A 26,856-nucleotide genomic window follows, 5' to 3' on the forward strand; every position below is an offset into this window, starting at 1 on the left:
CCGCGCCCACGAGCCGAGCCGTCGATGCGCCCCTCACACGATCCCCTCACGACCGGAGAACACCTGTGACCGAGCGCAGCACCCTTCCCGCCGCGCGGCCCGCCGCACTCGCCGCCGCCACCGCCCTGGAGCCGCGCAGCCGCCTGGTCATCAGCCTCCTGCTGGTGTCGGCGTTCGTCGTGATCCTCAACGAGACGATCATGAGCGTGGCGCTGCCCGACCTCATGCGCGACTTCGACGTCGAGGCGCACGTCGGCCAGTGGCTCTCCACCGCCTTCATGCTCACGATGGCCGTCGTCATCCCGATTACCGGCTACCTGATCCAGCGGCTGCACACCCGCACGCTCTTCGCCGCCGCGATGATCCTCTTCAGCCTCGGCACGCTCACCGCCGCGCTCGCCCCGACCTTCGCGGTCCTGCTGGCGGCCCGCGTCGTGCAGGCCGGCGGCACGGCCATCATGATGCCGCTGCTGATGACGACCGTGATGACGCTCGTCCCGCCGGCGATCCGCGGCCGGATGATGGGCAACATCTCGATCGTCATCTCGGTGGCGCCGGCCGTCGGACCGACGATCTCGGGCGTCATCCTCAACTTCCTCGGCTGGCGCTGGATGTTCTGGATCGTGCTGCCGATCGCGATCGGCGCGCTGCTCCTGGGCCTGCGCAAGGTCGAGAACGTCACCGAGCCGCGCTCCATCCCGATCGACACGCTCTCGGTGGTCCTCTCGGTCTTCGGATTCGGCGGCCTGGTCTACGGCCTGTCGAGCCTCGGCGAGGGCGGAGCCGCGATCGTCGCGCCGTGGATCCCGTTCGTCGTCGCAGGCCTCGGCCTCGCGGGCTTCATCGCGCGCCAGCTCCTGCTGCAGCGCACCGACCGGGCCCTGCTGGACCTCCGCACCTTCTCCTCCGCGAACTTCACCGTCGTCATCGCGATGATGGCGGTCAGCATGTCGGCGCTCTTCGGCACGCTGATCCTCCTGCCTCTGTACACGCAGAACGTGCTCGGCCTCACTCCGCTGGAGACCGGGCTGCTGCTGCTCCCCGGCGGCCTGCTGATGGGCCTGCTCGCGCCGTTCGTCGGCCGCGGCTACGACCGCTTCGGCCCCCGTGTGCTGCTCGTGCCCGGCTCGATCGTCGTGGCCGGCGCGCTGTGGGGGTACACCCTGCTCGCCGCGGACTCGTCGCCCTGGTTCGTCCTCTCGCTGCACGTGACCCTCAGCCTGGGCCTCGCCTTCGTCTTCACTCCGCTGTTCACCGCCGGCCTCGGCTCCGTGCGCCCCTCGCTCTACTCGCACGGCAGCGCCATCATCGGCACGGTCCAGCAGCTGGGCGGCGCGGCGGGCACGGCGCTGTTCGTCACCGTCCTCTCGATCCGGTCGGCGGAGCTCGCGCAGGGCGGCGCCGACCAGGTCGCCTCTTACGCGGGCGGCATCCACTCCGCGTTCCTGTGGGGCGCCTCCATCGCGACCGTCGCGATCGTGGCCGCGTTCTTCGTCCGCCGCCCGGCGGAGTCGGACGCGCCGCTGCCGATGGCGCACTGAGCCGAGCAGGCCGACCCCGCCCGTTCACCTCCGCGTCACCCCGCCGCCCTACGGTGTCGCCCCGGCCGCCGCGCTCCCGATCGCGCGGCCGGGACGGAGACGACACGTGACCGAGACGGCCGGCCCCCAGAACGTGCTCGATGCGGGAGCGGCCACCCCTCCGCCGCGCACGCTGGTCGACGTCCTCCGCGACACCGCGGAGCGCCACCCGGACGCCTCCGCCCTGGAGGACTCGGCCGGCGCGCTCAGCTACCGGGAGCTGCTGGCCCGCACGGTGCAGCTCGCGGGCGAGCTCACCGCCGCCGGTGTCCGCCGGGGCGACCGCGTCGGGATCCGCATGCCCAGCGGCTCCCGCGAGCTCTACCTCGCGATCCTGGCCGTCCTCGCCGCGGGAGCCGCCTACGTCCCGGTGGACGCGGACGATCCCGAGGAGCGGGCGCGCCTCGTCTTCGGCGAGGCCGCCGTCCGCGGCGTGATCACCGGCTCCGGCGCCTTCGAGCGCACCGGCGCCGACGAGCCGGCTGCGCGCCTGTTCACCGCGAGCGCGCCGCATCCGAGCACGGCGTCGATCCCGCTGCTCCAGCCGCCCTCGCTCGAGGACGACGCCTGGATCATCTTCACCTCCGGCTCCACCGGCACTCCGAAGGGCGTGGCGGTCAGCCACCGCTCCGCCGCCGCGTTCGTCGACGCCGAGGCCCGCCTCTTCCTCCAGGGGGAGCCGCTCGGGCCGGGCGACCGCGTGCTGGCCGGGCTCTCCGTCGCCTTCGACGCGTCCTGCGAGGAGATGTGGCTCGCCTGGCGGCACGGAGCCTGCCTCGTCCCCGCGCCCCGCTCGCTGGTGCGCAGCGGCATGGACCTCGGCCCGTGGCTGACCACGCACGGCATCACCGTAGTCTCGACGGTGCCGACTCTCGCGGCGCTCTGGCCCGCGGAGTCGCTCGAGAACGTCCGCCTGCTGATCTTCGGCGGCGAGGCGTGCCCGCCGGAGCTCGGCGAGCGCCTGGTGGTCGAGGGCCGCGAGGTCTGGAACACCTACGGGCCGACCGAGGCCACCGTCGTCGCCTGCGCCGCGCCTCTCGGCGGGCCTCCCCCGGTGCGCATCGGGCTGCCGCTGGACGGCTGGCGGCTCGCGGTCGTCGACGCGGAGGGGCGACGGGTCGGCGAGGGCGAGGTCGGCGAGCTGGTCATCGGCGGGGTCGGCCTGGCGCGCTACCTGGACCCGGTGAAGGACGCCGAGAAGTACGCGCCCGCTCCGCTGCTCGGCTGGGAGCGGGCCTACCGCTCCGGCGACCTCGTGCGCTTCGAGAGCGCCGGCCTGGTCTTCCAGGGGCGCGCGGACGACCAGGTGAAGCTCGGCGGCCGCCGGATCGAGCTCGGCGAGGTCGAGGCTGCGCTGCAGGCGCTTCCCGGAGTCTCGGGGGCGGCGGCCGCGGTCCGCACCACGGCGGCCGGCAACCAGGTCCTCGTCGGCTATCTGGCCCTCGCCGGCGGTCGGGAGCTCGACCGCGACGCGGCGCTCGCCCGCCTGCGCGAGGAGCTGCCCGCGTCCCTCGTGCCGCTGCTGGCGGTGGTCGAGGAGCTGCCGACCCGCGTCTCCGGCAAGGTGGACCGCGCGGCCCTCCCCTGGCCGCTCGCCGTGGGCACGACCGAGGACGCCTCCCTCGACCCCGAGGAGGCGTGGCTCGCCGCCCTCTGGCGCGACGTGCTCGGCGTGCCGGTCGACGAGCGCGCGAACTTCTTCGACCTCGGCGGCGGCTCCCTCGCCGCCGCCCAGCTGGTCGCGCGGATCCGCGAGCGCGACCCCGAGTTCACCGTCGCCGACGTCTACGCCCACCCGCGCCTGGCAGCGATGGCGGCCGAGATCCAGAGCCGCTCGACGGGCACCGCGGAGGTCTCCGCTCACCGCGTCGCGCCGGTCCCCCTCCGCATGCGCGTGCTGCAGACCCTCCTCGGCGCACCGCTGCTCGTGCTCGGCAGCGCCCGCTGGGTCACCGCGATCCTCACCGTCACCGCGGTGCTCGACCTGGTGCCGGGATTCGGCTGGCTGCCCACCGTCCCGCTCGCCGCGCTGATCCCCGCGTTCGCGCTCTTCCTCACGCCGTTCGGGCGGATGGGGCTCACCGTCCTCGCCGCGCGCACCCTGCTGCGCGGGATCCGCACCGGAGACCACCCGCGCGGCGGGAGCGTGCACCTCCGGCTCTGGCTGGCCGAGCAGATCGCGTTCCAGCTCAAGGCCGTGAGCCTGGCGGGCGCTCCCTGGGTCGCCTACTACGCCCGCGCGCTCGGCGCCCGCATCGCCGACGACGTCGACCTGCACTCCCTCCCTCCGCTGACCGGGATGCTCACGCTCGGGCGCGGCGCGGCGATCGAGCCCGAGGTCGACCTCTCCGGCTACTGGATCGACGGCGACGTCCTGCGCGTCGGCGCCGTCCGGGTCGGCGCCGGCAGCACGGTGGGGGCGCGCAGCACGCTCCTCCCCGGTGCCCGGATCGGCAAGCACGCACAGATCGAGCCGGGCTCGGCCGTCTTCGGGCGGGTGCCGGCCGGGCAACGCTGGGGCGGCTCCCCCGCCCAGCGGCTCGGCAGGGCGAACGCCGGGTTCCCCCCGGAGCGCCCCGCGCGCCGCCCGGGCTGGGTCTGGGCGTACGGAGCGTCCGCGGTCGGCCTCGCGGCGGTCCCGGTCCTCGCCCTCGCGGCCGGACTCGCCGTCGTGGCCGCCGCCGTGCGCGGCTCCGCCGGCCTCGGCGCCGCGCTCGGGCCCGCTCTCGCCGCCCTCGTGCCCGCCGTCGCCGTCTCCGGAGTCGTCCTCGCCGCCCTCGTCGTCGTCCTGGTGCGCCTGCTCGGTCGGGGCGTCGAGCCCGGTACCCACCCCGTGCGCGGCCGGATCGGCTGGCAGGTCTGGTCGACGGAGCGGCTGCTCGACTCGGCGCGGGTCCTGCTCTTCCCGCTCTACTCGGGCCTGTTCACCCCGGTCTGGCTGCGGCTCCTCGGCGCCAAGGTCGGGCGCGACGTCGAGGCCTCGACGGTGCTGCTCCTGCCCGCGATGACGACCATCCGCGACGGCGCGTTCCTCGCCGACGACACGCTCGTCGCCTCCTACGCGCTCGGCGGCGGCTGGATGCGGCTCGCCCGCGCCGAGATCGGCGAGCGCGCCTTCCTCGGCAACTCCGGCATGGCGGCGCCCGGCCACACCGTGCCCGCCGGCGGACTCGTCGCCGTCCTCTCCTCCGCGCCCCGGAAGTCGAAGGCGGGCTCGTCGTGGCTGGGCTCGCCTCCCGTGCGGCTGCGGCGCACCGTCGTCGAGGCGGAGTCGGCGCGCACCTTCCGCCCGGCCCGCCGGCTCCGCGCGGCCCGCATCGCGTGGGAGCTCGGCCGCTTCGCCCCGGTGGTCGTCTCGGTCGCGATCGGCCTCTGCGTGGTCGCGGGGCTGCTGGCGCTGATTCAGACGCTCGGGGCGGTGCTCGCCGCGCTCGTCGGAGGCGTCGTGCTGCTGGCCGCCGGGGCCGTCGCCGCGGCCGTGTCCACCGCCGCCAAGTGGATCCTGATCCAGCGCGTCGAGCCGAGCGAGCAGCCGCTGTGGTCCTCGTTCGTCTGGCGGAGCGAGCTGGCCGACGCCTTCACCGAGATGGTCGCCGCGCCCTGGTTCGCCCACGCCGCCGCGGGCACTCCGGCGCTGGTGTGGTGGCTGCGGAGCCTCGGTGCCCGGATCGGACGCGGCGTCTGGTGCGAGAGCTACTGGCTCCCCGAGGCCGATCTGATCTCGCTCGGCGACGGAGCGACCGTGAACCGGGGCTGCGTCGTGCAGACGCACCTGTTCCATGATCGAATCATGAGCATGGATCTCGTGAGCCTCGACGCCGGCGCCACCCTGGGCCCGCACAGCGTGATCCTCCCCGCCGCGCGGATCGCCGAGCACGGCACGGTCGGCCCGGCCTCGCTCGTGATGCGCGGGGAGCTCGTGCCCGCGGGCAGCCGCTGGAGCGGCAACCCGATCGGCCCGTGGCGCGAGGTGCGCGTCGCCGACTACCACGCGCCCGTCGCGTGAGCCCCGCGCTGACCGGGCTCGAGACCGCCGGCGACCCCTACGTCCCCGGCATCGGGAACACCGGCTACCGCGTCGAGTCCTACGACCTCGACCTCGACTACCGTGTCGCCTCGAACCGCCTGGCCGGCCGGGCCGTGCTGCGGATCGTCGCGCTGCAGCCGCTCCGGCGGTTCTCGCTCGACCTCTCCCGGCTCCGCGTGGCCCGCGTCCGGATCGACGGACGCCGCGCCCGCCACGAGCAGGCGCCGCACAAGCTGCGGGTGACTCCGGCCGAGCCGCTGGCCGCCGGCGAGAGCGTCGTGGTCGAGATCGAGTACAGCGGCCACCCCGCTCCCCGCGCCAGCCACTGGGGCGAGCTCGGCTGGGAGGAGCTGGAGGACGGGGTGCTCGTCGCCTCGCAGCCCTCCGGCTCCTCCACCTGGTTCCCCTGCAACGACGACGTCGCCGAGAAGGCCCCGTACCGCCTGCGCGTCACCGCCGAGGAGGGCTACGCCGTGCTCGCGAACGGGGTGCTCATCGACTCGAGCGCCCGCTCAGGCCGCCGCACCTGGCTCTACGAGCAGCGCGAGCCCAGCGCCGCGTACCTCGCCTCGGTGCAGATCGGCCGCTACGCGATCGAGGAGCGCGTGCTCGCCGGAGTCGCGGTGACCCTCGCCCGCCCCGCCGCGCTGGCCGCACGGGTCGCGCACGACTTCGCTCCGCTCGAGCGCATGCTCGCTCTGTTCACGCGGCTGTTCGGGCCCTACCCCTTCGCCCGCTACTGCGTCGTCGTCACGGCGGACGAGCTGGAGATCCCGCTCGAGGCGCAGGCGATGGCGGTGTTCGGCGCCAACCACGCCGACGGCCGCGGCGGATCGGAGCGCCTCATCGCGCACGAGCTCGCGCACCAGTGGTTCGGCAACAGCGTGGGCATCGCCCGCTGGCGCCACATCTGGCTCAACGAGGGGTTCGCCTGCTACGCGGAGTGGCTGTGGTCGGAGGAGTCGGGCCGCGCCACCGCCGACGCCTGCGCCCGCCGCCACCACGCCGTGCTGCGAGCCGCCGCGCAGGATCTCGTGCTCGCCGATCCGGGGCCGGTCGCGCTCTTCGACGACCGCGTCTACAAGCGCGGCGCGCTCACTCTGCACGCGCTGCGGCTCACCGTCGGCGACGAAGCCTTCCTCCGGCTGCTGCGAGCGTGGACCTCCCGCTACGCCTCCGCAGCCGTCACCGACGAGGAGTTCCGCGAGCTCTGCACCGAGATCCTCGGCGAGGGAGTGGACGACCTGCTCGACGCCTGGCTCCTCGACGAGGAGCTGCCGCCACTACCGCCCGGGCGCTGACACCAGCGAGTCCGCCAGCGCGTCGCCGTGCTCGCGCCGCCAGCCGATGATCGGTCCGGCACCCGAGTCCCCCGTCGGCCCGAGGGCGACGCTCACCCGCAGTGCCGGGTCCAGCTGCGGCTCGGCCAGTCGGAAGCGGACGCCGTCGATCCGCGCCTCCGCCGCATGGTGCGACTCGTGCACGTGCACTCGGCGCGGGTCGAGCTCGAGCCCGCGGCCGTCCGCCTTCAGCGCTGCCTCGATCCGGGTCCAGTGCAGGACGGGGTCGGCGGGCCGCATCCCTCCGGTGGCGAAGGGCGCGCCCGCGATGCGCGTGATCCGCTCCCCGCGCTCCGGCGTCCCCAGCGCCGGCTCCACGTCGACGCCGACCGCACCGGCGCTGCTCGCCGCGACGACCACAGCGCCCGCGCAGTGCGCGATGCTCACCGACAGCAGCTCCAGCCCGATCTCGCGGCCCTCCAGCCGCGGCCGGCCGTGCGCGCCTCCGCAGCGCGGGCAACAGGCGACGACCCGGACCTCCGACGCACGCGTCCCCGTGAGCTCGGCCGCGAGCATCCGGAGCAGCACCCGCCCGAAGACGAAGCGCTCGGCCGCCGACGCGGCGACCGTGCCGGAGTAGCGCTCGCGCTCCTCCTCACTGAGCAGCGGCAGCAGCCGCTCGGCGTCCAGCGTTTGCTCGTCCAGCGCCAGCCAGCGCAGATGCACCCCCGGCAGCTCCCCGCCGATCCCCGACCCCCCCATGTCCGTCCCCCCGGTCAGCTCGTCGCGGCGTGCTCGCCGCGCTCGTACACGTCGGCGGCCGATCCGACGATCAGCGGGTCCGGACCCAGGGGCCCGACCACGTCCTCGTCGCGTCCGTCGTAGTCGTAGAGGCTCAGCACGTAGCGCATGGCCTCGAGCCGGGCGCGCTTCTTGTCGTTGCTCTTCACGATGGTCCAGGGAGCGTCGGCGGTGTCGGTGGCCGCCATCATCGCCTCCTTGGCCGCGGTGTAGTCGCCCCACTTGTCGAGCGAGGCGAGGTCCATCGGCGAGAGCTTCCACTGGCGCACCGGGTCGATCATGCGGATCGTGAACCGGGTGCGCTGCTCCTCCGCCGAGACCGAGAACCACAGCTTCACCAGGTCGATGCCGTCCCCGACCAGCATCCGCTCGAACAGCGGCGTCTGGCGGATGAACTCGTCGTACTGCGCCGGCGTGCAGAAGCCCATCACGCGCTCCACGCCGGCCCGGTTGTACCAGGAGCGGTCGAAGAGGACGATCTCGCCCGCGGCCGGCAGGTGCGAGACGTAGCGCTGGAAGTACCACTGGCCGGCCTCGCGCTCGGTCGGCTTCTCGAGCGCGACGACGCGGGCACCGCGCGGGTTCAGGTGCTCGGTGAAGCGCTTGATGGTGCCGCCCTTGCCCGCGGCGTCCCGCCCCTCGAACACGACCACGAGCCGGCGCCCGTGCTTCTTGATCCAGTTCTGCAGTTTCAGGAGCTCGATCTGGAGGAGCCGCTTGCCCGCCTCGTACTCCTCCCGCGACATCCGCTCGTCGTAGGGGTAGCCCTCGCGCCAGGTGTCGATCCGCGTGCCGTCGCGGCGGACGAGCACCGGATCGTCGTCGTCCTCGTCCAGCACGACGAGTTCCCGCGCGTCGGCGGGCGTGAGCGTGCGGAGCAGCTCGGGGGTGGGACGGAAGGCGTCATCGGAGAGGGCGGGCACGCGGCGACGGTAGTGCCGCCGGGCGTCGCGCCGGTGAACGGCGGGTGTCCCCGCGTCTGCGGGGAGGACGGCGGACGAGCCGTCGCGCCGATCGCGGACCCGGCCGCCGGACGGGCAGTCGGTTGTCGACGGCTGCACGCGACCGAGGCTGCAGTGCTCGATCCGGGGCGTTCCCGCGAGGATCGGCCGACTCCGCCTCGTCCCGGGACGGCGTCAGCCGGTGAACGCCGCGGGAGGCAGGTCGGTCTCGCCGTCCTCGATCGCGGCGAGCATCCGGTCGACCACGTGCTGCGGATCGTGACCCGCGCCGAAGCGGGGCGCGTCGCCTGCGAGCGGGTGCCGGGACAGCTCGGTCTCGGTGTGACCGGGCCGAGCGTCGAGCAGGAGGACGCCCGCCCGCTTGTACTCGCGGGCCGAGGCCTTCACGAAGGCGTGCAGTGCCGCCTTCGAGGCGGAGTACGCGGCCAGGCCCGCGGTCGGCGCCTCCGCCACCACGCCGCTGATGGTCAGCGCGAACGGCTCCCTCCCCTCGCCCGCCGACGCGACGAGCGACGGCAGCGCGGCGGTCAGCACCCGGATCGGCGCCAGCGCGTTCACCTCGACCAGCTCCTCCAGAACGGCCGGGTCGAGCTCGGCGGAGGGCCCGAAGGCCACGACGCCCGCGGCCACGACGACGCCGTCGAGGCGCCCGTGCCGCTCGAGCACCTCGGCGACCACACGCCGGGGCTCGTCCTCCCCGCGCAGATCGGCGACCAGGGGGGCCTCACCGAGCGCCGCAGAGTCGCGTCCCGATCGCACCGCGATGGCGCCGCGCGCGTCCAGCGAGTCGGCGAGGAGGCGGCCGAGGCCGCCCGATGCTCCGAGGACGAGGACGACGGCACCGTCGAGACGAGTCATGTGGCGAGCCTAGACGGGTGCGCTGTCGCGGATCGGCACTACCGTCCGAGCGATCGGGCCCCTACCGTGAGGCCCATGACACGACTGCAGAGCCGTGCCGTGCTGCACCGCCTGCTCGAGGTCCTCGAGCATCCCGCCCCTATCAGCCCCGGCCACGCGCGTCACCTCCGGATGCTCGTCCATGAAGCCCTGGAGCGGATCGCCGGCTCTCGCGCGCACGAGTCCGGTGCGTGGAGCGGACCCGCCTCGGGCGTGCCCGCTGCCGCGCTCGCCCCCGAGGATCCCGCCTCCTCGGACCCGGGTCTCTGACGCTCCGCCCTCCTCGTAGACTCGTTCGCCGGAGGAACGGGGGGTCGATGGACGAGGGTGCGCCGGCGGGCTGGTACCGCGACGAGGCCGATGCGGTCGTGATGCGCTGGTGGGACGGCAGGCGGTTCACCGAGGCGCGCCGCTCCGCGCAGGACAGTGACGCGGAGGTCCGGGACGCGCCCGCCGCCCCCGTCGCCGAGCGGGTCGTCTACCGCCTCCCGAACGCCGACGGCACCCCGAGCGTCGACGCCCTCGCCGAGGCCGAGCGGATCGAGGAGATCGCCGATCTGATCGACCGCACGCTCAAGGCGGGCGAGATCGACGAGCGGACCCTCGAGGTCGATCTGATCCCCGAGCCCGACCACCCCACCGGCCTCGACGCCGTCTCGGTCCGGGCCGGCGGCCGCGTCCTCGGCTACCTGCCGAACGCCTCCGCCTACCGGACCGCTCTCGACCGGGTCGTGGCGAGCGGAGCCGTCCCGGTCACGACCGCGCGCCTCCGGGTCGAGCGCGGCGAGGAGGGGCTGCGGGCCGTCCTCCGCGTCGCCCTCGTCGCCCCGGAGCTGCTCGTGCCGCTCAACGAGCCGCCCGTCGAGCGCCACTCGATCCTCCCCTGGTCGCGGGGCCTGCCGGTCCTGCGCGAGGACGAGCACTTCGCCCGCCTGTCGACGGCGGTCCCGGCGAGCGGCCGCGGCCTGCTGCTGCTGACCCTGCACACCACGGGCGACCTCGTCGAGCTCCGACTGGACGGCGAACGGGTCGGCGAGCTCTCACCGACCCTGTCGGCAGACTTCGCCCCGACCCTCCGCCATCTCGCGAGCCTCGGCCTCGTCGCCGCCGCCTACGCCTCCCTCCGCGGATCGCCGCTGAAGGTCGAGCTCACGCTGCAGGCCGCGAAGGCCGCGGACCTGCCCGCCGAGTGGGTCGACGGCCGCCCGGTCACGCTCCCCCGACTCCTCCCGCCGGCTCGGACCTACTCCGTCCCGCCCGCGTACACCGCGCCGTTGCGTCCCACACCCCGCAGCTCCGAGGCGGTCTCCCGCTCGGTCCGCCGGACCGTCGCCTGGGTGGTCGTCGGCGTCTGCACCCTCGTGGGGCTCTCGAGCTGGCTGATCGGGGACGTGCTGAACTGAGCAGGACGGGGCAGACGCCCGGGGACGTGTCGGATTACCTGAGGTCGGTGGTCCCGCTCGTCCACGAGAAAGCGCCCGGCTCGCAGATCCGGAGATCCGAGCGAACCGGGCGCCTCGAGCCGAGCGCGGCCGTCCTACACGTTGAAGCGGAACTCCACGGCATTCCGACGCCGGAAAACGTCTTCAGCTTGCTGCGTGACCCTGAGCGTGCAACTTAGCGCTGGTCCGTTGACTTGCGATCGCGTGTAGCATTCGAGGGCGCTGATGGTCTAACAGGCTAAGACGGCAGCCTTCACTTGCCCTCGGGCTTCTCAGAGCTGCAGATGTTCGTTCGAATCGAACCAGTGCACGTGATCGAGATCGAACTTGGAATACGCCGCACACCTGCGCGAGTGGCTTTCAAACGGAACACCGGACAGAACAATCATTTCCTTATCACTGTCCTCGTAGGCCTCGATGCTGTACGAGACGGCGAGGCGAAACTCGCGCCTGAGTTCTCGACATCCTGGAGTCCGACAGACGTGAGACGGTCTGCAATCCGCAGTCGAGAATACGCTCTCGTCACCTCGATCGCGTGGATTACCGACCTGGTGGACGTCTACCGCAAGCGGCTCCAGGCCATGCGGTCGGTGATGAGCGATGCGGAGTCGAAGAGAATCGACAAAATCGATGGCAGAGCAGTCCGGCTGTCTGAATTGGCCTCTGTGCTTGGCATACCGAGGGACGACCGCAACCTTTTGATGATGCTGTTCGCGACAAAGTGGCGCAACACGATTGTTCATTCGGACGCGGACTCCCGCATCGGAAGCGACCTGCGAAACAGGCTTCTGAACTCGGCACAAGATATCGCACTCGAACATCGTGGGCTTGATGTCAGCAGATCGATCAAGTCATTTGAACGAGGTGACGCTCCGACCTTTAAGGAAGTCGCGTCGTTTGTCGCGGCTGGCCAGCAGCTTGTGGCAGCACTGGATGTGCGGGCCATCACCAAGATGAACGTTCAGCAATACGCCGAGTCAATACTCAGCACGCACCTCTCGGCGGCGTTCACTTTGAACGCGCAGGTGTACGCACAATATTGGTCAGGCAACCAGGCGAAGACTCATAAGCGACTGACAACTCTCCTCGCCCAGCTCGGCTTCACTCGGAGCGGTGCTCTCTCGCAACTCAGCGCCGAATATCTGGACTCGACATCAAGATTGACTGCTCACGCGGCTCGTGCACGATTTTCGCCACGAGAAGGGCACTAATTGGGCAACCGCGAGTCGTGCCGCAGGCGCGAGTTTCAAAGTTCGTGAGATTCACGCAGCAGCCGCACTTGTCGAAGTTGACGCTGGGCGAGCAATTCACCAGGTGTGGTACCCATCCCGCACCTGAAAGCTCTTGGGGAGCAGGATTGCTACACATTGAAACGGAACACGGACGCTCCCGACGGGAACGGCTGGAATCCGCGGAATAGCGAGAATCTCGGCCTTGTCGATGATGAGCCGTGTATGGCTGCCGACGGTGCTACTGAGGAGCGACAGAGGAATTGCGGCGGGCGCCGAAGCGCGCGGCCTTCGCGCCGATGAGGCGCTTGCGGAACCAGGCGAGCAGCTCGTCCTCGTCGATCTCGACGCGATGCGTCCCGTACCGCCGATACGGTATCCCCTCGGACATCCATCGCTGGATCGTCTTGCGGCAGCTGCGGACGCGACGCGCTGCGTCACCGGACTGAGTCGGACTGCCCCATGGAGGCCAGCTATCTACTGAGTAGAGCGAATCTCGTGCGCAGCGACCATCACAGAACTGCACGCAGATGCGATCTCGACGCGCCGACTTCGCGCTTCGGCGGAAGCGGCGCGACATCGAAGCGCGCACCAAACTCGGCCGGCGAGAGCGCGACGACCTGGGCGAGCTCTGCCATTGAGTACCCATGTTCACGGAGATGAACATCGACGAGTGCCGTGACGATGGAGGGCTCGTCGCGCGGGATCTCGACCGGCTCGACCTTCCGCCAACCCTTCTGTGAGATCGACACGTTGAGGCTGCGGTATCGCGTCTCATCGATGGCGCCAAGATCTCGAGCGCGACGGATGATCGCGCTCATCGCGACCTTCCACACCCGCTTGAGCTGTGCCGCGCGCTCGAGCGTTATGCCCTTCAGCTGCACACGAATCTCCGCCGCCGGCATCAGGAACTCGGACGCAAAGGAGTTGGCCTCATCCTCGGCTTCATCAGGCGCGGCGACGGCGCTGTGGAGTACGAGGTGCGCGAGCTCGTGAGCGAGCGTGAACCGCTCTCGGTCGGCAGACATCCCAGTGTTGAGAATAATCAGGGGCGGATAGGTGCCGATGGCGTCAATGCTGATCGCGGAGATCTTCGGAGACTCAAGGCTCGTACGGACAACGATGATCCCCGCCCGCTCGATCACGGCCATCATGTCTTCGATCGGGCCCATCGGGATTCTCCACTGGGCTCGGACTGCGCGGGCGGCTCCCGCCGGCCCTCCGAACTCGACGCCGTCGAGCACCGGCACTGGGTATTCGGCGTCGACGACGATCGAGCGGAGGAGGCGCTCGAGCCTGATTCGCGTCAGATTCACGTTGGCCTGAATCTTCCGAAGCGTCGTCTGAGGGAGCGCCTGCTGTTTCCGGTGATAGAACGCGGCATGACCGAACCCGTAGACGGGGTCTGTCCAGGCGAACGCGTCGATCGGGTAGTTGAGGGCTTCGGCGATCTGAGCGAGTCGCGCGGGATCAAGCGGAGCAAGTCCGTTCTCCATCTTGGAGAGCGTCGACTGAGGGATCTGAGAGAGCTCAGCCAGCTTGGCACCGCTGAGGCCTCGCGATTCGCGCAGAAGGGTGAGCATCTGCGGGTTCATCACTGACCTTCTGCCTCGTCCTCTCGGGCAGCGGGCCGCGTGCTGCGGACCGTCGGGCCGACGGGCTTCCTGGACTTCACAGGGACGACGGATCCGGTCTCTGCAGCATCGAGATCGATGCTCCAGAGCGGTCGACCGTTGAACGAGCATACGACTGCGGTCAAATCGAGTTCGACGCCGAGGTCATCGGGCAGGTACCCCACCGTGAGATGGGTGACAGCCATACCGTCGAGTTCAACCTGCTGCGCCTCGATCTCGAGACGCTGCGCAGTGGGGATGCCTGAGGTGCGCATGGATCGTCCCGTGAACTTCTTGAAACGAAGGATGAGACGCCCGTCCGCGAGCGTCACAGCGAGGAACTGCTTCGATCTCGTCGTCGTGATGCCCTCGCCATCGAAGTAGGCCTCGGCAAGCTCCGTTACACGGTCGTAGACGATGTTCGCGCGCGTCGTGTTGCGGACCGTGGCGAGGATCGGGTTCTGCTCGACGAGCTTGATCCAGTCCGCCCATCCCGTGAGGAGGAAGGACGCGAGGGCGGCTCTGTGGGGGGCGAGGAGCTCAGCGGCCTCGTCCTCGGTCATCAACTCGTCGATCATGTGTTCGAGTGTCGTCTATAAATTCGTAGGCGTCAACTATTCGTCATCTATTCGTGGATGATGCGCCCAGGGCTGGCGCTTGCTTGGCCGCTCGAACTTCGACATGTTCCGCTTCCGACGCGCCAGCCGACGTCGGCCGCTCGAGCTTCGCGGCCGCGCGAGCAGACCGGAGCTCCTGCTGCAGCCACACCGTCGGCGTCCCACCCACTGCGGCGAGCAAGCTCGACTGTAGCCGATGAGCCTGGGTCTCCTCGTAAGCGTCGCGGCGATGATCGGTGAGATCGACGATCTCGGCGAGCGAGGACGTTTTGCGGACTGCTGAGGAATCTGTGAGGAGCGGGGCGGCTACTTCCGCGTCATTTCGGGCCAGGAGAGAGCCTCACACGTTGAAGCGGAACTCCACGACGTCGCCGTCCTGCATGACGTAGTCCTTGCCCTCGATGCGGGCCCTGCCCTTCGCGCGGGCCTCGGCGATCGAGCCGGTCTCGACGAGGTCGTCGAACGAGATGATCTCGGCCTTGATGAAGCCCTTCTGGAAGTCGGTGTGGATGACGCCAGCGGCCTGAGGCGCGGTCCAGCCCTTCCCGATGGTCCAGGCGCGCGTCTCCTTCGGGCCGGCCGTGAGGTACGTCTGGAGGCCCAAGGTGTCGAACCCGATGGTCGCGAGCTGGTTGAGGCCCGACTCCGTCTGGCCGGTCGACTCGAGCATCTCGGCGGCGTCGGCCTCGTCGAGGTCGATCAGCTCGGACTCGATCTTGGCGTCGAGGAAGATCGCCTTGGCCGGCGCGACGAGCGCCGAGAGCTCGGCCTTGCGGCCGTCGTCGGTCAGCACGGCCTCGTCGACGTTGAAGACGTAGATGAAGGGCTTGGCGGTCAGGAGGCCCAGCTCGCGGATCGGCTCGAGGTCGATCGAGGAGGCCGACAGCGGCTTGCCCTGGTCGAGGAACTCGCGCGCCTTCTTCGCGGTCTCCACCACGATCGGCTCGATCTTCTTGCCCTTGAGCTCCTTCTCGTAGCGGGCCTCGGCCTTCTCGAGGGTCTGCAGGTCGGCCAGGACGAGCTCGGTGTTGATGGTCTCCATGTCGCTGGCGGCGTCGACCTTGCCGTCGACGTGGACGACGTCGGAGTCCTCGAAGCCGCGGATGACCTGCGCGATGGCGTCGGCCTCGCGGATGTTCGCGAGGAACTTGTTGCCCAGGCCCTCGCCCTCGGACGCACCGCGCACGATGCCGGCGATGTCGACGAAGGAGACGGGCGCGGGGAGGATGCGCTCGGAGCCGAAGATCCCGGCGAGCACCTCGAGGCGGGAGTCGGGCAGGTTCACCACGCCCACGTTCGGCTCGATCGTCGCGAACGGGTAGTTCGCCGCGAGCACCGTGTTCTTGGTCAGTGCGTTGAAGAGCGTCGACTTGCCGACGTTGGGGAGACCGACGATTGCGATAGTGAGAGCCACGGGCATCCATCCTACGGCGTGGCGGCGGACGGGCCGGGCGGCCACGGCGAGGCGGGGCGGGGCGGTGCTCGGCGGGCGAGCGGCGGGCGAGCGGCGGGCAGCACCGGCGGCCCGGAGGCGACGCGCGCGCGGTGCTCCCGGCGGCGTCGGAGGTGCGTGAGAGGCTGGAGCGTGCCCATCGACTTCACCGCCATCGACTTCGAGACCGCCAACTCGCACGGAGCCTCCGCCTGCTCCGTCGGGCTCGTGAAGGTCCGCGACGGCCGCGTCGTCGACCGCGCCGGCTGGCTCATCCGCCCGCCGCTGGGGTACGACGACTTCCTCGAGTGGAACACCCGGATCCACGGGATCCGCAAGCACGACGTGCACGCCGCGGCCTCCTGGGTCGAGCAGTTCGCCGACCTGGCGGCCTTCGCGGGCGACGACGTGTTCGTCGCGCACAACGCCGGCTTCGACATGGGCGTCATCCGCGCGGCCTGCGCCGCGACCTCCCTCGGGCACCCCGAGTACGACTACCTCTGCTCGCTCCAGCTCGCCCGCAAGACGTACGAGCTCGACTCCTACCGCCTCCCCGTCGTCGCGATGGCCGCGGGCTTCGAGGACTTCCGCCACCACGACGCGTCGGCCGACGCCGAGGCCTGCGCCGCGATCGTCGTGCACGCGGCCCGTCGGCACGGGGCCGCGAGCATGGCCGAGCTGGGCGAGCTGGCCGGCGTCTCTGTGAAGCGCCTGCGCCCGAAGGCTCCCGTCGCCGCCTGAGGCACCGCACGCCGGGCCGGCCGGAGACGATCGGCTCGGCGACTCGCGGCGCGGCTCGGCCTCTCCGACCACGACGGTGAGCGACGCGCTGGAGGACTTATGTCGGGCCCAGCCCTTGAGGTCGCGAGAGCGGCGGCCGACTTCCGGATCCGGTGGGAATCCGGCGGAGCGACGGCAGCGGCCGGGGCAGCGTGATCCCTGCTGAGGACGAGCGACGCGCGCGAGCTCGATCCGCCACGACAGGTGAGCGCGTGCGAGGCGTCACGAACGGTCCTCATCGGAGCCGGAAGGCGACCCTTCGCGACCCATCGTCTGAACCAGGCATCACGGACGGCCGTCGCTCGAAGCTGAAGGGGACCCCAAGGCTCAGCCGCGGGGGTCGCCGAACCAGGTGCTGAAGATGCGCCAGAAGTTCCGGTTCCCGTAGGCCGAGCAGGCGTCGCCCTCGCCGTAGAGGTTCTCGAGCGCCGCCGCGTTCGGCTGGTACGGCGTGTAGTAGTAGAGGCCCGCCGTGGCCGCGTTGGCGATCGTCACCGGAGCGGCGCCGCAGGACTCGTCCGGGGAGAAGCGGACGTCGCTGGTCGCGCCGACCGGGTACCAGTCGAAGCTGCTGTCCGGGTTCCGGTAGCGCTGGAACTGCCACGCCGCTCCGTACACCTGTGCGGCGAAGCCGTAGGAGTCCGTGTCGCAGTCGGCGGTGTCCGGGCAGCCGTAGCCCGTTGCGCTGCGGAACTGGCGCTCGCTCGGCTCCGGATCGGTCACGAGCGACTGCTCCTTCTGCAGCAGCACCAGGAGGACGGCCGGATTCACGTCGCACGCGCCGGCGACCGACGTGATGATCTCCGCGGCCGGGACGTCGCGTCCGGCCGGCAGCGCGTCGCACTGCTCGTCGGCCGTGATCGCCGCGGTGTCCTCGGCGTAGTCCCGCAGGCACGGCACCGGCCCGCCCTCGCAGTCGGGGACGCGGGCGTCGAGGAACGCCTGCACCGTGAGCGGTCCGAGCGCGTCGCCGTCGAAGAAGACCTCGTCGGAGATCAGGTCGCCCGGATCGAAGTCGGCCGCGACGGGGCCGGGCTGGAGGAACGTCCACAGCCGGACGGTCTGCGGCCCGGACGGCGCGGCGGCGAGGCGCGTGCCGTCGACGGCGCCTCCCAGCAGGAACACCACCAGCGCAACAACGACGACGACCGCACCGCCCCGCCGGCGTCGGGCGCCGGTCGTGGACGGTGCGGTCGGGGTCATCCCTCCACGCTAGTGGCGGGCCCGCAAGCGATCAGCCGCAGGGGGTGAGGCGTGCGACGTCCTCCGAGAGGGTGGTGGGACCGCCGAGGAGGACGACCCGCTTCGCTCCCGACTTCGCGATGTCGGTCAGGACCGCGCGGGGCACGCAGGTGGTCGGCACGGCGAACAGCGGGCTGTTCGAGTAGCCCGCCGCCGTGGCTCCGGCGAGGGCGTCGGGGAAGTTCTCGCCCGTCGCCAGGAATACCGTCTTGGCACTCGAGAAGGCGGCACGGTTCAGCTGCTCCGAGGTGTCGTAGCGGTCGACCCCGCCGATGCGCTTCACGCTCGGCACGCCGAGCGAGTCCACGATGCCGTCGCTCACCGAGAGAGCGCTGCCCGCGACGGTGAGGTCCTGCACCTTGAGCTTCGAGAGGATGCCCTTCGTCACGGCGTCGGCCGTGCCGCCGGTGCCGTTGACGAGGACGACGGGAGCGTTCACCGAGCCGGCTGCCGCGCTCGCGCCGAGCGCGTCCGGGAACTTCTCCCCGGTCGCCAGCCAGGCGCGCGAGGATCCGCCGGAGAAGGCGTACTGGATGATCTTCCTCGAGGTGTCATAGCGGTCGGTCCCGCCGAGTCGCTGGATCGCCGGGGTGTAGCCCTTGAGCTGGTCGTACACGCCCTTGCCGACGCTGAGCTCCGATCCGACGACGACGATCTTCGCGGGCTTCAGGCGGGCGAGCTCGTCGCGGACGGGCTGCGACATGCCGTCGCGGTCGACCAGGAGCAGCGGACCGCCCTGCTTGGCCGCGGCCGGGGCGGCGCTCAGCGCGTCGGGGAAGTTCGCACCGGTCGCGATGTAGACGACGGGGACGTTCGGGCCGAAGACGGCCTTCGAGATCTCGACGGCGGTGCCCTGGCGGTCGGTGCCGGCCAGTCTTGAGACATCGATCCCGGCCGACGTGCTCACGGTCGAGCAGCCGAGGTCCTTCCGGCCGGGGCCGCGGGAGTCGCCCGAGCCGACCCAGCGGTTCCACTCGACGGAGTCGGTGGAGACGCAGACCTGGTAGGCGCCGGGCGCCGAGACGGGCGTGGTGGCGCCGAAGCCGTGGGCGCGGCCGGCGACGGAGTACTCGCCCGGGATGTCGCCGCGGTCGCCGTTCGCGGTCTGCGTGCGGACCGTGCGGGTGCCGTCGGGGCCGGTCACCGTGACCGTCGTGCTCAGAGCGGCCTGCTGCGTCGTCGGGTCCACGGCCCAGCCGGACACGCTCAGCGTGCTGCCCGAGATGCGCGGCGCGTCGACGCGTCCAGCGGGGGCGATCCCGGCGTTGGCCAGGGTGCCGTTCGGATTCCAGTCGCTGAAGAGGTACCAGAAGTTGATGTTGCCGTAGGTCGCGCAGGCCGCGTTGCCGGAGCCGGTGAGCGCGTAGTCGTTGGGCTGGTACGGCGTGTAGTAGTAGAGGTCGGCCGTGGCCTGGTTGCGGATGGTGACCGGCGAGGAGCCGCACGCGGTGCTCGGGTAGTAGAGGACGTTCGGCGTCGTGCCCGGTGTGTAGGTGGTGAAGTTCGAGCCGGAGCCGGGCGGGTTCGCGTAGCGCTTGAACTGGCGGGCCGCGCTGTAGACCTGCGTGAAGAAGCCGGCCGACCCCGGGTCGCACGCGGCGGTGTCCGGGCAGTTGTAGCCGGTCGCCTTGGCGTAGTCCTCGGGGCTGGGCGTCGCGTCGGTGACGAGGCTCCGCTCCTTCTGCACGAGCACGACCAGGGCCAGCGGATTGATGCCGCAGGCCAGGCCGACGCGGGTGAAGATCGAGGCCGAGGACTCGCTGCTGGAGCCCTGGTAGGCGCTGCACATCGGGTCCGCCGCCTTCGACGGGGTCGCCTGCGAGAAGTTCTTGAGGCACGGGGCGGTGCCGGCGGTGGAGCACCGGCTGCCCTTCTCGTTCAGGAGCGACTGCACCTGATCCGTGTTCAGCGCGTCCCCGTCGAAGAACTGGGCGTCGCTGATGATGAAGCCGGCGCGGAAGCTCTTCGTCTCCTCGGCGCTGTACTGCGTCGACTGGTCCGGGACGCCGAGGTCGGCGCGGTCGAGGGACGCGTCGAGAGCGCCGGTCTCGACCGAGACGGTCGACGGAGCGTCCTCGGCGGCGGAGGCGGAGGTGATCGGGACGAGGGCGGTGCCGAGCCCGACGGCGAGAGCGAGCGCGGCCGTGAGCAGGCGCGATGAGCGGTGGTGATTCCCCATGATCGCGAAGTCTACGAGGCGGTCGCGGGGCGTCCTGGCCCTCGTTCGGTGGTCGTGGCGCGTCGACCGATCGATGTCGGAGGTGCGTGGTCTCATCGGCGGCATGGATCTCACCTTCGTCCTCGGCCTGGTGGTCGGCGCGCTCCTCGCGGGAGTCGCGGCCGTCCTCCTCGCCCGCTCCCGCACGCCCGACGCGGCCCTCGCCCTCGACCTCGCGACGGCCCGCGCCCGCGCGGAGGGCCTGGAGGAGCGGCACGAGGCCGTCGTCGAGCAGCACCGCGAGCACCTCGGCTCCGCCCGCGACCAGATCCGCGAGCTCCAGGAGCAGCTGCGCGTCGTCGCCGAGCGCGAGCGGCACGACGCGCGCATCCTGCAGACCCTCTCCCCCGTCGCCGAGAGCCTGCGCGGCATGCAGGAGGCGGTCGGCCGGCTCGAGCGCGAGCGCGCCGCCCAGTTCGGGGCGATCACCGAGCAGCTGGAGGGCCAGCGGGCGGCGGGCGAGCAGCTGCGCTCGACCACCGAGACCCTCGCCTCCGCGCTCCGCTCCAACACCAGCCGTGGCGCCTGGGGCGAGACGCAGCTGCGGAACGTCGTCGAGGCCGCGGGGCTCACCCAGCGGGTCGACTTCGACGTGCAGTTCGGCCTCGAGGGCGAGGCGGGCCGCGGCCGGGCCGACATGGTGGTCCGCCTGCCCGGCGGCAAGGCGATCGCCGTCGACGCCAAGGTGCCGTTCGACGCCTACCTCGAGGCGAGCGCGATCCCCGCCGGTGCCGTCGGCGAGGAGGAGGCGCGGCGCGCGGGGCTCCTGCGCGCGCACGTCCGCGCCCTCCGCGGCCACGTGGACGCGCTGGCCGCCCGCTCCTACTGGACCGGACTCCCGGCGAGCCCCGAGTTCGTCATCGCCTTCGTGCCGAGCGAGCCGCTGCTCGCGAGCGCGCTCGACGCCGACCCGAGCCTGCTCGAGTACGCGTTCCGCAAGCGCGTCGCCCTCGCCTCGCCGGTCACCCTGTGGTCGGTGCTCAAGACCGTCGCCTACACCTGGCAGCAGGACGTGCTCACCGACGACGCCAAGCGCCTCCTCGACCTCGGCAAGACCCTCTACTCCCGTCTCGGCACGCTCGCCGACCACGCCGAGGGCCTGCGCCGCTCGCTCGAGAAGACGGTCGACTCCTACAACGCCTTCGCCGGCTCGCTCGAGAGCCGTGTGCTCGTCACCGCGCGCCAGTTCGACTCCCTCGACGAGTCGCGCGTCATCGCCCCGGTCGGAGGAGTCACCTCCTCTCCGCGCCGCCTCACCGCGGTGGAGCTGCTCGCCGCGGAGGACGACTCCGAACGGAGCGCGTAGGGAGGCTCGGGCCGCCTCCGCGCCGAGACGCCGCCGCACTCGCCGAGGCGCCGTCAGCAGGACGGCGTCTCACCGGCGGGGCGGCGTCTCGGAGAGACGGTTCCGGCCTAGACCCACTTCTCCGCGAGGTGCTGGGCGGTCACGCGGCGGATGGTGCCCGAGCGGGAGCGCAGCACGATGGACTCCGTCGTGATGACGTGGCCCTCCTTGCGCACGCCCTTCACGAGCCCGCCGTTCGTCACTCCGGTCGCGACGAAGTAGGTGTTGTCGCTGCGGACGAGGTCGTTGGCGTGGAGCACGCGGTCGAGGTCGTGCCCGGCGTCGATGGCGCGCTGCCGCTCGTCGTCGTCCTTCGGGCGGAGGATGCCCTGGATCACTCCGCCGAGCGCGCGGATCGCGCAGGCCGTGATGATGCCCTCGGGCGTGCCTCCGGTGCCGACGCACATGTCGAGACGGGAGTCGTGGCGCGCCGCGTTGATGCCGCCCGCGACGTCGCCGTCCAGCAGGAGGCGCGTCCCGGCTCCGGCCGCGCGGATGTCCTCGATCAGCTGAGCGTGGCGCGGCCGGTCCAGCACCGCGATGCGCATCTCCTCGACGGGCTTGCGCTTGGCACGGGCCAGGGCGCGGATGTTCTCGCCGATCGGGCGCTGGATGTCGATGATCCCGACGCCCTCGGGCCCGGTGACGATCTTCTCCATGTAGAACACGGCGGAGGGGTCGAACATCGCGCCGCGGTCGGCCACCGCGATCATCGAGAGCGCGTTCTGGCGCCCCGCGGCGGTCAGCGAGGTGCCGTCGATCGGGTCGACGGCGATGTCGGCGGCGGGCCCCGAGCCGTTGCCGACGTGCTCGCCGTTGAAGAGCATGGGCGCGTTGTCCTTCTCTCCCTCGCCGATCACGACGACGCCGTCGAAGTTCACGGTCCCGAGGAAGGTGCGCATGGCGTCGACCGCGGCGCCGTCGGCGGCGTTCTTGTCGCCCTTGCCGATGAACGGCACGGCGCGGATCGCGGCGGCCTCGGTGGCACGGACGAGCTCCATGCCGAGGTTGCGGTCGGGGTGGAGGTAGAGCGAGTCGTTGTCGATCACAGAGCGGAGTCCTTCGTCGTCGAGTTCGTGCACGTCGTCGCAGGACCCGCGGAGCGGATCCCCATCCCTGCCCGAAGCCTAGTCCAGGGCCCTCCACGGGCGGAGGGACCGCGGAGGGGCGCCTCGCTAGACTCGTCCGCGACGCGGGCCTCGCCCGACCCCCCCTTCGTTCATCCGTCAAAGGAGATGCCATGCCCGTCGCTACCCCGGACCAGTACGCAGAGATGCTCGACAAGGCGAAGGCGGGCGGCTTCGCCTACCCGGCGTTCAACGTCTCGTCGTCGCAGACGATCAACGCGGTCCTCCAGGGCCTCACCGAGTCGGGCTCGGACGGCATTATCCAGGTCACCACGGGAGGCGCGGACTACTTCGCCGGTCACACCGTGAAGAACCGCGCCGCCGGCGCGATCGCCTTCGCGAAGTTCGCGACCGAGGTCGCCAAGAACTACCCGGTCACGGTCGCACTCCACACCGACCACTGCCCGCAGAACGCGCTCGAGGGCTTCGTCTACCCGCTGATCGCCGCCTCCGAGGAGGAGGTCAAGGCCGGTCGCGAGCCGCTGTTCCAGTCGCACATGTGGGACGGCTCCGCGATCCCGCTCGACGAGAACCTCGCCATCGCGAAGGAGATCCTCCCCCGCGTCAAGAGCATCAACGCCATCCTCGAGGTCGAGATCGGCGTCGTCGGCGGCGAGGAGGACGGCGTCTCGCACGACATCAACGAGCACCTCTACACCACCCTCGACGACGCGATCGCGACCGTCGAGGCCCTCGGCTTCGGCGAGCAGGGCCGCTACATGGCCGCCCTCACCTTCGGCAACGTCCACGGCGTCTACAAGCCGGGCAACGTCCGCCTGCGCCCGGAGCTGCTCCGCGAGATCCAGGACGGCCTGCAGGCGAAGTACGGCACCGGCGCGCTCCCCCTCGACCTCGTCTTCCACGGCGGGTCGGGCTCGACCGACGAGGAGATCGCCGAGGCGGTCCGCAACGGCGTCGTCAAGATGAACATCGACACCGACACGCAGTACGCGTTCAGCCGCTCCGTCGCGGACACCGTGCTGAAGAACTACGACGGCTTCCTCAAGGTCGACGGCGAGGTCGGCAACAAGAAGGTCTACGACCCGCGGTCGTGGGGCAAGATCGCCGAGACCGCGATGGCCGCGCGCGTCGCCGAGGCGACCCGTCAGCTCGGCTCGGCCGGGAACTCCGGGAAGTAGGGCACCTCTCCGTGACGAACGCACACGACCAGCCGGGCGCCGGACGTCCGGAGCCGCAGTACGGCGAGTACGCGCCGCCCGGCTGGTCGTGGCAGCCGCCGGAGGACGCCGTGGTCGTGCCCGACCCGCGGGGGTCGGAGACCGATCCTCGGCCCGCGACCGCTCCGGCAGCGAAGCCCGTCGCGCATCCCGTCGACCGCCTGCTCACGATCGTGCTGCTCGCGCTCGGCGTGTTCTTCGCCGTGCCGACGCTGCTCGATCCCTCGAGCTTCGCGACGACCCTGCAGGAGCTCTACCGCTCCCAGGGCATCGGCACCTACGCGTCGCCGGAGCTCGCACGGGTCCTCGGCGTCGTGGTGGCCCTCGCCCAGTCGCTGATCGTCGCCTTCGCGGTGTGGATCTCGATCCGGCGGCTCCGCGCCGGCAAGCGCGCCGTGCTCGTCCCGATCCTCGGGATCGCGGCGACCGTGCTGCTCTCCCTCATCGTCGCGGCGATCGCCATCCTGGGCGACCCGACGTTCGCGGACTACGTCACGCGCATGTCGGGCTCGCAGAACGGCGCGGGCACCGACGTCTAGCGTCGGTCTCCGTCCGACCGGACATGGAAGAGGCCGCCGCTCCCGAGGGAGGGCGGCCTCTTCCGTGTCCGGGCCGGAATTCTCTAGGCGCCGGCTCCCGCGCTGATGCGTCCGCCGACGCCGCGGGCGTCGCGCTTGCCGGCGACGTCCTTCCGCAGCTCCTTGGGGAGCGAGAACATCAGGTCCTCCTCCGCGGTCTTGACCTCCTCGACGTCGCCGTACCCGGCGGCGGCGAGGTCGTCGAGGACCTCCTGGACGAGCACCTCGGGCACCGAGGCGCCACTGGTGACGCCGACGGTGCGGATGCCCTCGAGCCACTCCTGCTTGATCTCGCTCGCGTAGTCGACCCGGTAGGCGGCCTTCGCGCCGTACTCGAGGGCGACCTCGACGAGGCGCACGGAGTTGGACGAGTTCGCGGAGCCCACGACGATGACCAGCTCGGCGCCCGCGGCGACCTTCTTGATCGCGACCTGGCGGTTCTGCGTGGCGTAGCAGATGTCGTCGCTCGGCGGGTCCTGAAGGTTGGGGAAGCGCTCGCGGAGGCGGCGGACCGTCTCCATCGTCTCGTCGACCGAGAGCGTCGTCTGCGAGAGCCAGACGACCTTGTCCGGGTCCTTCACGACGATGTTCGGCACGTCGTCGGGGCTGCCGACGAGGGTGACGTGATCGGGAGCCTCGCCCGCGGTGCCCTCGACCTCCTCGTGGCCCTCGTGGCCGATGAGGAGGATCTCGAAGTCGTCGCGCGCGAAGCGGACGGCCTCGCGGTGCACCTTCGTCACCAGCGGGCAGGTCGCGTCGATCGCCTGGAGGTTGCGGTCGGCCGCCCCCTGGACGACGGCAGGCGAGACGCCGTGCGCGCTGAAGACGATGTGCGATCCCTCGGGCACTTCGTCGACCTCGTCGACGAAGATCGCGCCCTGGCTCTCGAGCGTGGAGACGACGTGCACGTTGTGCACGATCTGCTTGCGCACGTAGACGGGGGCACCGTAGTGCTCGATGGCCTTCTCGACGGCGACGACCGCGCGGTCGACTCCGGCGCAGTAGCCGCGGGGCGCGGCGAGGAGGACGCGCTTGCGGCCCTCGACGGGGACGTCGCGCAGACGCCCTGTGGCGCGGGGCATGCGCGGCATGGGCAGGCTGATCGGGACTTGGCTCACCCCCCGATTCTACGTGGTGCATCCTGTGCCCGGGCCGTCCCGCTGTCGGACCCGTCCCGTAGCGTTGTCGTCGCGGGAGGGCACTCCCGCTCCCCCCGTCCCTCCGAGCAGAGGCAGCGATGACCGACGCCCCACCCACCGCCGACGCACCCTGGCCGGTCGGCCTGCTCGCCAGCAAGATCAAGGGCTGGATCGAGCGCCTCGGCACCGCGTGGGTCGAGGGCGAGATCACCCAGTGGGGCGCCTCCGGCGGCAACGTCTACGGGAAGCTGAAGGACCTGTCGGGCGACGCGACGGTCGGCTTCACGGTCTGGTCGTCCGTGCGGAGCCGCCTCCCGGCCGACCTCAAGCAGGGCGATCGGGTCATCGCGCTGGTGAAGCCCAACTACTGGGTCAAGGGCGGCACGCTCTCCATGCAGGTCTTCGAGATGCGCCACGTCGGCCTCGGCGATCTGCTCGAGAAGCTCGAGCGGCTCCGCCGGCAGCTCGCGTCGGAAGGGCTGTTCGACGCCTCCCGCAAGAAGCCGCTGCCGTTCCTCCCGCACGGCGTGGGGCTCATCACCGGCAAGGACTCGGACGCCGAGAAGGACGTGCTGCGGAACGCGCAGCTGCGCTGGCCCGCCGTGCGTTTCCGGGTCGTCCACTCGGCCGTGCAGGGCGACCGGACGGTGCCGGAGGTGCTCTCGGCGCTGCGGACCCTCGAGTCCGACGAAAGCATCGACGTGATCGTGATCGCCCGCGGAGGCGGGGACTTCCAGAACCTGCTCGGCTTCAGCGACGAGGCGCTCGTGCGCGCTGTCGCCGCCTGCTCCACTCCGGTCGTCAGCGCGATCGGCCACGAGGCCGACCGCCCGCTGCTCGACGACGTCGCCGACCTGCGCGCCTCCACTCCCACCGACGCCGCCAAGAGGGTCGTGCCCGACGTCTCCGACGAGCTGCTGCGCGTGCAGCAGGCGCGGCTGCGGATGACCGGCCGCGTGAGCGGGCTCGTCTCGCACGAGATCGACCGGCTCTCGCAACTCCGCTCGCGGCCGGTGCTCGCCCAGCCGCACGTGCTGGTCGACCGGCACGCCGAGGAGCTCACCCGCTGGGTGGCGCGCGGCGCCGAGCTGGTGGACCGCCGCCTCGAGCGCGCGCACCTCGAGGTCGAGCGCCTGCACGGCCACCTGCGCGCCCTCTCCCCTCAGCACACCCTCGACCGCGGCTACGCGATCGTCCAGAACGCGGCCGGGCACGTCGTCCGGGCGCCCGGCGACGCGCCGGCCGGCGGCGCGCTCGTCCTCACGCTCGCGGAGGGAGCCGTCGGCGCCCGCTCCGAGGGGCCCACCGGCGATCCCGCCGGCCGGTCCTGAGCACGCCGCGCCCCACGTCTCCCCCAGCCCCGATCGAT

22 protein-coding genes are annotated in these 26,856 nt (G+C 71.4%); 11 read left to right on the top strand and 11 right to left on the bottom strand.

Going from position 1 to position 26,856, the window contains the following annotated elements:
* Positions 1 to 65: 65 nt before the first annotated feature.
* The 3 genes from GSU45_RS10625 (at position 66) to GSU45_RS10635 (ending at position 6,908) form a co-directional block, all read left to right on the top strand.
* On the top strand, positions 66 to 1,541 hold the full coding sequence (locus GSU45_RS10625) for a DHA2 family efflux MFS transporter permease subunit (RefSeq protein ID WP_159914835.1): 1,476 nt from the start codon (positions 66 to 68) through the stop codon (positions 1,539 to 1,541).
* 106 nt (positions 1,542 to 1,647) lie between these two features.
* The gene (locus GSU45_RS10630; RefSeq protein WP_244248093.1) at positions 1,648 to 5,586 is read left to right on the top strand and encodes a Pls/PosA family non-ribosomal peptide synthetase; all 3,939 of its coding nucleotides are present in this window, start codon (positions 1,648 to 1,650) and stop codon (positions 5,584 to 5,586) included.
* Entirely contained in the window at positions 5,583 to 6,908 is a 1,326-nt protein-coding gene (locus GSU45_RS10635) for a M1 family metallopeptidase (protein WP_244248094.1), read from the top strand. Before GSU45_RS10630 ends, GSU45_RS10635 begins: the two co-directional genes overlap by 4 nt.
* Here GSU45_RS10635 and GSU45_RS10640 read toward each other — a convergent pair.
* The 3 genes from GSU45_RS10640 to GSU45_RS10650 all read right to left on the bottom strand — a co-directional run bounded on the left by GSU45_RS10640 (position 6,891) and on the right by GSU45_RS10650 (position 9,508).
* Entirely contained in the window at positions 6,891 to 7,613 is a 723-nt protein-coding gene (locus GSU45_RS10640; protein WP_208543425.1) for a hypothetical protein, read from the bottom strand. The genes GSU45_RS10635 and GSU45_RS10640 overlap by 18 nt on opposite strands.
* Positions 7,614 to 7,663: 50 nt before the next feature.
* On the bottom strand, positions 7,664 to 8,524 hold the full coding sequence (ppk2, locus tag GSU45_RS10645; RefSeq protein WP_244248293.1) for a polyphosphate kinase 2: 861 nt from the start codon (positions 8,522 to 8,524) through the stop codon (positions 7,664 to 7,666).
* Between the two features lie 300 nt (positions 8,525 to 8,824).
* On the bottom strand, positions 8,825 to 9,508 hold the full coding sequence (locus tag GSU45_RS10650; RefSeq protein ID WP_159914839.1) for an SDR family NAD(P)-dependent oxidoreductase: 684 nt from the start codon (positions 9,506 to 9,508) through the stop codon (positions 8,825 to 8,827).
* Positions 9,509 to 9,583: 75 nt separating this feature from the next.
* Between GSU45_RS10650 and GSU45_RS10655 the strand changes: the two genes are divergently transcribed.
* The 3 genes from GSU45_RS10655 to GSU45_RS10665 all read left to right on the top strand — a co-directional run bounded on the left by GSU45_RS10655 (position 9,584) and on the right by GSU45_RS10665 (position 12,200).
* On the top strand, positions 9,584 to 9,817 hold the full coding sequence (locus GSU45_RS10655; RefSeq protein WP_159914841.1) for a hypothetical protein: 234 nt from the start codon (positions 9,584 to 9,586) through the stop codon (positions 9,815 to 9,817).
* A gap of 47 nt (positions 9,818 to 9,864) precedes the next feature.
* Positions 9,865 to 10,950, top strand: a complete 1,086-nt coding sequence (locus GSU45_RS10660) for a DUF2510 domain-containing protein (RefSeq protein WP_159914843.1) — start codon at positions 9,865 to 9,867, stop codon at positions 10,948 to 10,950.
* Positions 10,951 to 11,300: 350 nt separating this feature from the next.
* Complete coding sequence (locus GSU45_RS10665; RefSeq protein ID WP_159914845.1) at positions 11,301 to 12,200, top strand: hypothetical protein; 900 nt, start codon at positions 11,301 to 11,303, stop codon at positions 12,198 to 12,200.
* A gap of 259 nt (positions 12,201 to 12,459) precedes the next feature.
* Here the strand turns inward: GSU45_RS10665 and GSU45_RS10670 are convergent, their stop codons facing one another.
* From GSU45_RS10670 to ychF, 4 genes are all read right to left on the bottom strand, one after another.
* Complete coding sequence (locus tag GSU45_RS10670; protein ID WP_159914847.1) at positions 12,460 to 12,609, bottom strand: hypothetical protein; 150 nt, start codon at positions 12,607 to 12,609, stop codon at positions 12,460 to 12,462.
* A gap of 121 nt (positions 12,610 to 12,730) precedes the next feature.
* Positions 12,731 to 13,813, bottom strand: coding sequence for an XRE family transcriptional regulator (locus GSU45_RS10675; RefSeq protein ID WP_159914849.1), 1,083 nt, complete (start codon positions 13,811 to 13,813; stop codon positions 12,731 to 12,733).
* Entirely contained in the window at positions 13,813 to 14,409 is a 597-nt protein-coding gene (locus GSU45_RS10680) for a hypothetical protein (RefSeq protein ID WP_159914851.1), read from the bottom strand. The genes GSU45_RS10675 and GSU45_RS10680 overlap by 1 nt, the downstream gene beginning before the upstream one ends.
* A 379-nt stretch (positions 14,410 to 14,788) precedes the next feature.
* Entirely contained in the window at positions 14,789 to 15,862 is a 1,074-nt protein-coding gene (gene ychF, locus GSU45_RS10685; RefSeq protein ID WP_159914853.1) for a redox-regulated ATPase YchF, read from the bottom strand.
* A 171-nt stretch (positions 15,863 to 16,033) separates the two neighbouring features.
* Here ychF and GSU45_RS10690 point away from each other — a divergent pair, with 171 nt between their 5' ends.
* The gene (locus GSU45_RS10690) at positions 16,034 to 16,621 is read left to right on the top strand and encodes an exonuclease domain-containing protein (RefSeq protein WP_159914855.1); all 588 of its coding nucleotides are present in this window, start codon (positions 16,034 to 16,036) and stop codon (positions 16,619 to 16,621) included.
* A gap of 366 nt (positions 16,622 to 16,987) precedes the next feature.
* Here GSU45_RS10690 and GSU45_RS10695 read toward each other — a convergent pair whose 3' ends face one another.
* Positions 16,988 to 17,863, bottom strand: coding sequence for a hemagglutinin (locus GSU45_RS10695; protein WP_159914857.1), 876 nt, complete (start codon positions 17,861 to 17,863; stop codon positions 16,988 to 16,990).
* A 31-nt stretch (positions 17,864 to 17,894) separates the two neighbouring features.
* Positions 17,895 to 20,081: a cell wall-binding repeat-containing protein gene (locus tag GSU45_RS10700; protein ID WP_159914859.1), complete on the bottom strand. Its 2,187-nt coding sequence runs from the start codon at positions 20,079 to 20,081 to the stop codon at positions 17,895 to 17,897.
* A gap of 103 nt (positions 20,082 to 20,184) precedes the next feature.
* Here GSU45_RS10700 and GSU45_RS10705 point away from each other — a divergent pair, with 103 nt between their 5' ends.
* A complete protein-coding gene (locus GSU45_RS10705) occupies positions 20,185 to 21,426 on the top strand; it encodes a DNA recombination protein RmuC (protein WP_208543426.1) in 1,242 nt (413 codons plus the stop codon).
* 107 nt (positions 21,427 to 21,533) lie between these two features.
* Here GSU45_RS10705 and glpX read toward each other — a convergent pair whose 3' ends face one another.
* The gene (glpX, locus tag GSU45_RS10710) at positions 21,534 to 22,466 is read right to left on the bottom strand and encodes a class II fructose-bisphosphatase (protein WP_097165697.1); all 933 of its coding nucleotides are present in this window, start codon (positions 22,464 to 22,466) and stop codon (positions 21,534 to 21,536) included.
* Between the two features lie 239 nt (positions 22,467 to 22,705).
* Here glpX and fbaA point away from each other — a divergent pair, with 239 nt between their 5' ends.
* Together fbaA and GSU45_RS10720 are read left to right on the top strand one after the other, a co-directional pair.
* On the top strand, positions 22,706 to 23,731 hold the full coding sequence (gene fbaA, locus GSU45_RS10715; protein ID WP_159914863.1) for a class II fructose-bisphosphate aldolase: 1,026 nt from the start codon (positions 22,706 to 22,708) through the stop codon (positions 23,729 to 23,731).
* 11 nt (positions 23,732 to 23,742) lie between these two features.
* On the top strand, positions 23,743 to 24,309 hold the full coding sequence (locus tag GSU45_RS10720; protein WP_159914865.1) for a DUF6264 family protein: 567 nt from the start codon (positions 23,743 to 23,745) through the stop codon (positions 24,307 to 24,309).
* A gap of 83 nt (positions 24,310 to 24,392) precedes the next feature.
* Here the strand turns inward: GSU45_RS10720 and GSU45_RS10725 are convergent, their stop codons facing one another.
* Positions 24,393 to 25,439 (bottom strand): 4-hydroxy-3-methylbut-2-enyl diphosphate reductase, encoded by a 1,047-nt coding sequence (locus GSU45_RS10725; protein ID WP_104224416.1) that lies wholly within the window; start codon positions 25,437 to 25,439, stop codon positions 24,393 to 24,395.
* A gap of 146 nt (positions 25,440 to 25,585) precedes the next feature.
* On the opposite strand from GSU45_RS10725, the gene xseA reads away from it, so the two are divergent.
* Positions 25,586 to 26,818: an exodeoxyribonuclease VII large subunit gene (xseA, locus tag GSU45_RS10730; RefSeq protein ID WP_159914867.1), complete on the top strand. Its 1,233-nt coding sequence runs from the start codon at positions 25,586 to 25,588 to the stop codon at positions 26,816 to 26,818.
* The last annotated feature ends 38 nt before the right edge of the window (positions 26,819 to 26,856 follow it).

This window comes from Rathayibacter sp. VKM Ac-2801, assembly GCF_009834245.1.
Taxonomy (GTDB): Bacteria; Actinomycetota; Actinomycetes; order Actinomycetales; family Microbacteriaceae; genus Rathayibacter.